Source organism: Mycobacterium sp. (genome assembly GCF_049683935.1).
Classification (GTDB): domain Bacteria; phylum Actinomycetota; class Actinomycetes; order Mycobacteriales; family Mycobacteriaceae; genus Mycobacterium.
On the sequence record NZ_JBAUJR010000309.1, the window covers coordinates 1 to 7284 of the forward strand.

The 7284-nt window shown below is 66.4% G+C and carries 10 protein-coding genes; 4 read left to right on the forward strand and 6 right to left on the reverse strand.

Annotated elements, in window-relative coordinates:
* The 4 genes from WA965_RS18145 to WA965_RS18160 form a co-directional block, all read left to right on the forward strand.
* On the forward strand, window positions 1-1009 hold a 1009-nt coding region (locus tag WA965_RS18145), incomplete at its 5' end, for a hypothetical protein (RefSeq protein ID WP_526447898.1).
* A gap of 100 nt (window positions 1010-1109) precedes the next feature.
* The gene (locus tag WA965_RS18150; RefSeq protein ID WP_032375764.1) at window positions 1110-1346 is read left to right on the forward strand and encodes a hypothetical protein; all 237 of its coding nucleotides are present in this window, start codon (window positions 1110-1112) and stop codon (window positions 1344-1346) included.
* 14 nt (window positions 1347-1360) lie between these two features.
* Window positions 1361-1621, forward strand: coding sequence for a hypothetical protein (locus tag WA965_RS18155; RefSeq protein WP_526295970.1), 261 nt, complete (start codon window positions 1361-1363; stop codon window positions 1619-1621).
* Between the two features lie 57 nt (window positions 1622-1678).
* On the forward strand, window positions 1679-2251 hold the full coding sequence (locus WA965_RS18160; RefSeq protein ID WP_526295966.1) for a hypothetical protein: 573 nt from the start codon (window positions 1679-1681) through the stop codon (window positions 2249-2251).
* Between the two features lie 52 nt (window positions 2252-2303).
* Here WA965_RS18160 and WA965_RS18165 read toward each other — a convergent pair whose 3' ends face one another.
* The 6 genes from WA965_RS18165 to WA965_RS18190 all read right to left on the reverse strand — a co-directional run.
* The gene (locus tag WA965_RS18165) at window positions 2304-2918 is read right to left on the reverse strand and encodes a hypothetical protein (RefSeq protein ID WP_526295964.1); all 615 of its coding nucleotides are present in this window, start codon (window positions 2916-2918) and stop codon (window positions 2304-2306) included.
* Window positions 2915-4681, reverse strand: coding sequence for a type IV secretory system conjugative DNA transfer family protein (locus WA965_RS18170; RefSeq protein ID WP_526295962.1), 1767 nt, complete (start codon window positions 4679-4681; stop codon window positions 2915-2917). Before WA965_RS18170 ends, WA965_RS18165 begins: the two co-directional genes overlap by 4 nt.
* Window positions 4678-4965: a hypothetical protein gene (locus WA965_RS18175; RefSeq protein ID WP_526295960.1), complete on the reverse strand. Its 288-nt coding sequence runs from the start codon at window positions 4963-4965 to the stop codon at window positions 4678-4680. Before WA965_RS18175 ends, WA965_RS18170 begins: the two co-directional genes overlap by 4 nt.
* Before the next feature lie 56 nt (window positions 4966-5021).
* Window positions 5022-5894 (reverse strand): hypothetical protein, encoded by an 873-nt coding sequence (locus WA965_RS18180; RefSeq protein WP_526295958.1) that lies wholly within the window; start codon window positions 5892-5894, stop codon window positions 5022-5024.
* On the reverse strand, window positions 5891-6538 hold the full coding sequence (locus tag WA965_RS18185; protein ID WP_526295956.1) for a hypothetical protein: 648 nt from the start codon (window positions 6536-6538) through the stop codon (window positions 5891-5893). The genes WA965_RS18180 and WA965_RS18185 overlap by 4 nt, the downstream gene beginning before the upstream one ends.
* Window positions 6539-6544: 6 nt before the next feature.
* A partial coding sequence (locus WA965_RS18190) for a hypothetical protein (RefSeq protein ID WP_526447900.1) occupies window positions 6545-7284 on the reverse strand: 740 nt, incomplete at its 5' end.

Below are 7284 nucleotides of genomic sequence, written 5' to 3' on the forward strand. Positions count from 1 at the left end.
CGCACGAGTCCAGCGCCCCATCCAGGCCGCATTCGACCCCGCGACCGCCGAACGCCTCATCGCCGAACCCGGCGTGCATCGCCTCGGTCGGCACCTGCGCACCGCGGCGCTGGCGGGACTGTCACCGACAGATGTTCTTGCCTGGCACGCCCAGCAGCTCGAGGCCCGCGACATCGAGGTCACGGCCGCCAACCTCATCCGTGACGTCGTCCCGAAGATCACCGACGCCGCAGCCCGCGCGAACTCGCGGTGGGCGGACGAGCATGCCGCAACTCTGACCGAGCACTTCCCGATGGCAGTGGCGCTGGCCGAGCACTCGGACGATCCACGCTGGAACACCGCCATCGGGCGGATGCGCGAGTTGACCGATCACGGCGGCTACGACCTCGATCGACTCTGCACACAGATCACCGATGCCACCCACTCCACTCGACATGGCGCGGGGGTCCTGGCAGCTCTCGATGACATCGCACCGCCGCAGCGCAGTGCCGTCGACCCCGCAGCCCCAGCCTGGCTTCCCACCCCGGACCTCGACGCTCACGTGGTCGACCACGCAGCGGCCGATCGCCTCCACGCCGACTACGCCGCGATCACGGCAGAGCACGTCGAGCTCACCTCGCGGATCGCAGCGGCCGACGAACCCGACCGGCTGCCGGAGTTCGGATTCACCGCCCATCTCCCCGCCAGGCCCGTCGACGACGAACAACTCACCGCGGAATGGAACCGCACCGCCGCCGACATCGCTGCCTACCGCGACCGCGGCTCGGTCACCGACACCACCTCCGTGGCCGGTGACCGACCCGACGACCGCGCCGAACACGCCACCTTCAACGCTGTGCACCGCGACATCGACACCCTCGCCGAACACATCGACGAACACCACCGCGCACAACAGGAAGAACGCATTCGCCAACTGCGCGAAGAGCACGACATCGAACACCACCGCACCCTCACCGAGCACAATCCGGTCGTCGAGCACGACCGGCAGCGGCGAGGACCGCGGATGTAGGTTCACAGCGTCCCGTCGACGGACACGCGGAGCAGCACCTCGCACACACAGAGTGTCAAGGCAGCATTGACACCGCTATCTGTAAAGGCTATATTTACACGTGGATATCACGGACTCGGCTTACAAGCACGGCGTCGTCCACGCCGACATCATGCACGCATTCGACAACCAGGTTCGCTACATCGAATACGAGTACGCCGGCGAGGACCGGGTGCTGCTGATCGGACCGGACACCGCCGGGCGAATGCTCGAACTGGTCGCCGTACCGGTCGACGAGCCGAACCGGATCATCCACGCAGACAAACTGCGTCCGAAGTTCTACGACTATCTGAGGTGAACGACATGCAGACCATCAAGCACACCGACACCGACGTCACCGGCCTCGACGCACTCGATCCCAACGCACACGACGCCCGTGACGCGAAGAACCTGCGACGCATCATCGCCGCACGCAAAAGCGTCGACGACGCCGACGCAGAACTACGTGCAGCGGTCACCGCGGCACGCGATGCCGGCGACTCCTGGGCCGTCATCGGGCTCGCGCTCGACACCACCCGCCAGGCGGCGTTTCAGCGTTTCGGATCTGCCAGTAGAGAGCGCACTGCGAAGTAATTCGTCTCACTGTCCAGCAGACCCAATGTGTCGGTGGCAGGTGCTACAAACGCTGGCATGAACACCAACGACGCGGAAATTGACCACCTCATGGGATGGTCGGCCTGGGATTGGATCCTCAACACATTGCTCATCTTCGGGTGGGTTCTCGCCACCGTCGCCATTCTCTTCGTTGCGTTCTGCGCCTTCGCGGCCGCAGGAGACATCCTCGAAAATGTCCCCGGGCCGGCGTTCGTAGCGACCATCGTCGGTGTCCTGGCCGCAGTAATCGGGGCCGCCGCGACGTTCGTTGGTCTCTACTTCACCCTCCAGGGTTACATCGAGCAGGTGTTCGCCGTACTACGCCACTGCACGAGCTGGGCCCGGTCGCTGCTGATGACGGTGTTCGTGGCTGCGGTCCTCGTCGGCGTCGTATTCGCGATCGCACGCCGCACCGCTCAGTCCGCGGACTGGAGGGTCGTGCTCGGCGTGCCCGCTCTGTGGATCGTCATAGCGGCGGGAGCATTTCTTTGGGACGGTGCCTACCGGGTCGCGGCGTGGGTCCCGACCACGCTGGGTGGATTGGGTGCGATGCTCTTGGTGGGAATTGCAGTGGCTTTCGCTATGTCGCAGAAGGATTCGGCGCGGTAGCGGACGCCCGACCATGCACAAGCCGTGCCGGGGCAACGCCGAATCGTGTGCGTCAGTCGGTGCCGTCGGCCGGTCGGTACATCCCTGCCTGATCGTCGTACTCCCACCGGTGGCCGCTGATGTCGACGGCGCTGAAATCGTCGGCGGGATCCTCCGGGACCGCTTCGCCGGCGTCGATCAAGAGCAACACATCGTCGAAGGTCATTTCGGTGATCTCGTCGTCGGTTCCGTCCGCCGTCGGTGGGCCGGCGACTCGCAATGATCGCTGATCGACGTCGGCGGCAATGAACTCGGCCAACTCGGGGTCGGTCGGTGCCGGGGTCGGACGGTAGCCGCACGTGTCGCCGAGACATTCCTCGAAGCTGGTCACGGACTTCATGCGGGACATCAGCGGCCAGAGCACTTGGTAGTGCCAGGCCGCCATGCCGCCGTGGTAGATGTTCTTCTTCGTCCACTGGTATGCCTCACGATGGGCGTACATCGCGGCGGTCAGCTCCTCGAGGAGCGGGGGGTGCCGGAACCAGCACTTCTTGATCACGCGGCCGAGGTCGTATCGGGCGCGCACCTGCTCCACCCACGGCACCAGCTCCGACCACAGCTCCCGTGCACTGTCCTGATCGAGGTGTGCCCAATCTGCCGGTCCTGGAACATATTCGGGAATGCTCACGGCTTCTCCCCGGCGCAGAACGCATCGAATGCCGCTTGGTTGGCGCGGACGCGCCGCGCGAGGGCAGGCACGTCCCACACAGAGGGCACGTGCAGTTTGATCGGTTTCGATCCGCGGTACACCAGCAGCCCTTGATCGGCGTTCATCGCTCGAATCTCGCTGCCCGCCATCACCGGCACCGACCGCGGCCCGGACATGCGGGAGGCGCTGGTGTATTCGTCGCGCATACCCAACCCCTTCGAGATGGTGGCCAGCTCGTCGGCATCACCGAGACCGGGCAGATACAGACGGGCCGGGGAGTCGTTGGACAACTGGTGGCCGGCGACATGACCCCACCGCTGTTCGTTTTGCAGCCGCGAGTGCACCCCGGCCCAGATCTGGATTCCGCGGCCACCGGAGTCGGTGATGAGCGAGGGCATCTTCGGGATCGCTGCGACGTTGTTCATCTCGTCGAGCACCATGCGCAGCGGCGGGTCGATCTTGTCGTCGGGCTGGGTGAGCCCGTATGTCTTGGCCACGTGGTAGAGCTCGGCCGACAGGACGGTAGTGATCGCTGCCGCCGACTCGCTGCCGCCGTCCGAAATCAGATAGACCGTGTTCGTGCCTTCGGTGATCAGCGACTCCAGGTCCACCGATTCACGGCGCGGCACGTTGACCGCGCGCATCAATTTCGGTGATGCGAGCGGCTCGAGAAGACGTGTGCAGGCGCTGATTACGTCGTCGGACGAATCCGACTTCGATTCGAGCGCCTGACTGAGCTCGGCATCCCAGTCCGGCAGATCGGCCGACAGAATGTCGTGGACGATCCGCACATCACGCGAGGCGGCCCAGACCCTCACCGTCACCAGATCCGCGTCCAATACTGCCGCGGCATAGAGATATCCGCGCATGAGCATCGCCGCTTTGCCGTTCCAGTAGCTCGCATTCGAGGTACCGTCCATCGGCATGGCCTGCACCAGCGCCGCGGCGCGACGCATCGCGACCTCCGGGTCCTCGCACCCGTGCAGAATCGACCAACGCATCGGGTTCGGGACCGCGGTCAATCCTTCGGGATCGAACACCTCGACCCGTCCGCGCTCGTTCCGCTCGGCCCACGTTGCCCGAAGCAGGTCGCCGCGCGTCGACGTCGCCACGACCGTCCCGACGGCGTCGACGACCGCGCGCCAGAACATCCGCCAGGTCTTACCGGAACCGGTAGGGCCCTCGACCAGGATGCCATCGCGGTACTGCAAGGTCACCGGCTGCGTCTTGTCGTCGTATAGCGTCCCGATGCGGGTTGCCTCGACTGCCGCGTCGATCGTGCGTAGGGGCCGGTCGGCCAGGCTCAACCGGGTCTTCTTCGCCGTCTGTGCTGCGGACTTCGGGTCCATTCCGTTGCGGACGAGCTCGTTACGGTCGGCGAAGCCGCTCGCACGCACTCGCCGGGCTGCTTTACGGGCCATGTTCTTCGCCGAGACGACCGCCCCGAGCAGCGTGCACGCGGACGCGATGACGCCGATGCACAGCCACGTCAGGACCGCGCCGCCCGGCTGAGCACCTACCGGCCACGCCGACGCGGGATCGCCTGGGTTCATGAACAGGCCTGCCACCACCGGAATCACCCCGTAGATACCGGCGGGCAGTGCGGGACCGGTGCCGGCGACGAGACCGGACAGGTAGCCGCCGCCGACCACGGAAACGAGCCCGCCGGCGACGAAACCTACGACGGGCCCGGTGCCGTAGGGAAGGACCGGGGGAGTGGGGCGAAGTTCCGGTGTGGTCATCGAATGCCCCGATCGTGTTCTGCGAGTGCCTGTATGGCTGATTCGTGCAGCGCTGCCCAATCCTCGTTCTCGAGGAGCGGCGAGGTGCCACGTCGACCGATCTCGACGACGGTGGCGGAGAGCGCTCGTTGCGCAACTTCGGCGAGGCCGGCACCGGCCGGGTTCGTCATCCACTGCGCCATAGCGGCGATTCGGTCTTGGTTGAACAGCCGCAGCTCGAGGTCATCGTCGCTGAGGCGAGACAGATCGTCGGCGGCGGGTGTGCTGGTGGGGGGTGTGTTCATGGCAGAGGTCTTTCGGAGGTAGGAGGTGGAGGATGGCCGGTGTCGACTCGGTGTGGTCATCCGGTCTCCCAGATCCCGCGCCAGTCGGACTCGATCGACAGGATGTCGGTCACGTGCGCGATCAGATCGTCGACGCCGTGGGTGATATCGAGTCCGTAGATGCCGATGGCATCGGGCTCCAACAGCAAGCCCCCGTCCTGGTCGACCTCGAGACCGACATCGAGGTAGGCGGTCAGTCCGGCGGACTCGATCGTTTCGAAGGCTTCCGCGATCTCGGGCCACGTAGCTTGCCGCCGCGCTGCGGCGTCGCCGGTGGGCAGCGCCACCTCGCCGGGGTAGGCGGCGAGCAGGCTCGGCCAGGGGATCGGTGCGTTCGTCCGTGCCAGCAGTAGCGACGCGGCCAACTCCGCACTGTTGCGTCCGGTCAGGGCACCGGCCGTGGCCTCACGCAGCCAGTCCGGTACGTCCGCGTCCGCGGTGAACCTCCCCCGCTCGTCACCGTCGATCGAGGTCCAGTCGACGTGCGAGCGCAGTTCGGTGAACCTGCGGTGAGCGCGCGGGCTCCACTTCGCCCAGTACCGTTCGCAGGACTCGGTAAGTTCGGTGCGCGTTTCCTGTAGTGCGCGTGCGCAAGGCAGGCAGTGGGGATCGGTGTGGAAGACGTCGACCGACCACGCTCCGGTGGGTGCACCGCCCGGCTCGCCGGGGAGTGTGGCCCTGCTCACCCAGTTACCGAACCGGGGAACGGTAGGTGCCACGGTGCCGGTGATCTCCTGGAAAGGAGCGGCACCGAGAACAGGCACCAGGTCGCACACGAGCCACACGGCAGGGTCACCGACGCTCCAGTGGGCGGGACCGAGTCGAGAATCGATGTTCGTTCGGGTCGGGGGTGGCACCGTCCGTCCGGAGTAGCATGTGGGGCCTGTCATCTCGGAATCCACATGCACGCTTGGACGCAGTCGAAGATTTCGGTTCGCACGCTCGTCTCGAGGTCGGCGGCGTACGTGCCGGGATCGAGGCCGGGGACTGGCGAAGCCCGCCCGAGCCAGACCACACTGCGGGCCTGCACGAGTGCACGGCTGGGGATTCGAGAGAGCTGGAGCAGTACCGATGCCTCTCGATAGAGTTCCTCGACCAACGGCGGCAACTGCACCGTCCAGGACGGTGCCGTGCTCTCCTTGCCGGAGCTGCGTTCGCGGCTGTGAGCGTCCTCGTCGAGTGCTGCTGTCCCGGTTCGCAGAGCAGCGGCGTATCTGTCGAGCACGCGGCGTCCGGGAAGTCTGTGGCCGGGGAGCGCGGGGAGCGTGCGTACCGTGTCCGCGATCGCCCGCTGCCCGTGCACCTCGAGTGCCCACGCAGGGGCGGTGCGCAGCATCCAGTCCAGCAGCGCGTTGACGCTGGACCACCGATCGGCGGGAAACACGAACGGATCGTGGGTGGCGAGTGTGTGCGCCTTCGCACCCGCGTCGCGTGGGTCGAGCAAGCGGCTCGGATACGGGACGTCGCCGCCGGTATCGGTGTCGATCACCCATGAGCGGGGTCGGGCGGGCGACGGGGGAGGAGTAGTGGTCATGGCGGGTCAGTCCTTCACGACATCGAGTGGCGGGGGAGGTGAGTTGAGGTATCTGCGGACCAGTTCGGTGCCGGAGATCGGGCTCGTCGACGGTGTCGATCGACGATGGAGGACGGCCGAGCAGAGGGTGTCGAGGCGCGTGATCGACGCGATGTCACGTTGCGGGTCCAGTGCGGCGATGTTGGCGCGCAATTCGACGATGCGGGTGTAGCGATCGACCGCGGCGCGGTCACTGTCGCTGATGTCGGCGCTGCGGTCGACCTGGATGCAGCCCCGCTCGGTCGCTGGTGCGATGTCGCCGCCGAACCGGTACGCCAGGACCCCGGCCACCCGCTCGGCGTCGTCGCTGCCGTAGAACCCTATCGAGGTTCTGTTGTGCGGCAACGGTTCCGGCCGAATGCTGCACAGGCGAACCTCCACCGTCTCGGGGTTGTCGACCCGTGATGGATGCACCGGCGAGGCGACGGCGTTGCTCAGTGTGGAGATCTCGGCCGTCAGAGCTGCGGGCAGCGGCAACCTCGCACGCCTCACCCCGAGGCTGTATTCGTCGAGAATCGCCAGAGCGCAGGCTGTCTCGGCTATCGAGCCCGTCACGGACACTTCGTCCCACGCGCGGAACATGCCCTCCGATGCCGAATCGAGTGCCGCTGTATCGGAGTCGAAGACGGTGAAGTCGAGTGAGACCAGCGTCGCCCAGGACTGCGCGGCGTGTGTCAGGGCGAATGCCGTTGCTGCCGAACGAGAAC

Coding starts and splice junctions, on each gene's coding strand:
- WA965_RS18160 (WP_526295966.1), top strand. CDS start 1,679: ATGAACACCAACGACGCGGAAATTGACCACCTCATGGGATGGTCGGCC.
- WA965_RS18175 (WP_526295960.1), bottom strand. CDS start 4,965: ATGAACACACCCCCCACCAGCACACCCGCCGCCGACGATCTGTCTCGC.
- WA965_RS18170 (WP_526295962.1), bottom strand. CDS start 4,681: ATGACCACACCGGAACTTCGCCCCACTCCCCCGGTCCTTCCCTACGGC.
- WA965_RS18185 (WP_526295956.1), bottom strand. CDS start 6,538: ATGACCACTACTCCTCCCCCGTCGCCCGCCCGACCCCGCTCATGGGTG.
- WA965_RS18180 (WP_526295958.1), bottom strand. CDS start 5,894: ATGACAGGCCCCACATGCTACTCCGGACGGACGGTGCCACCCCCGACC.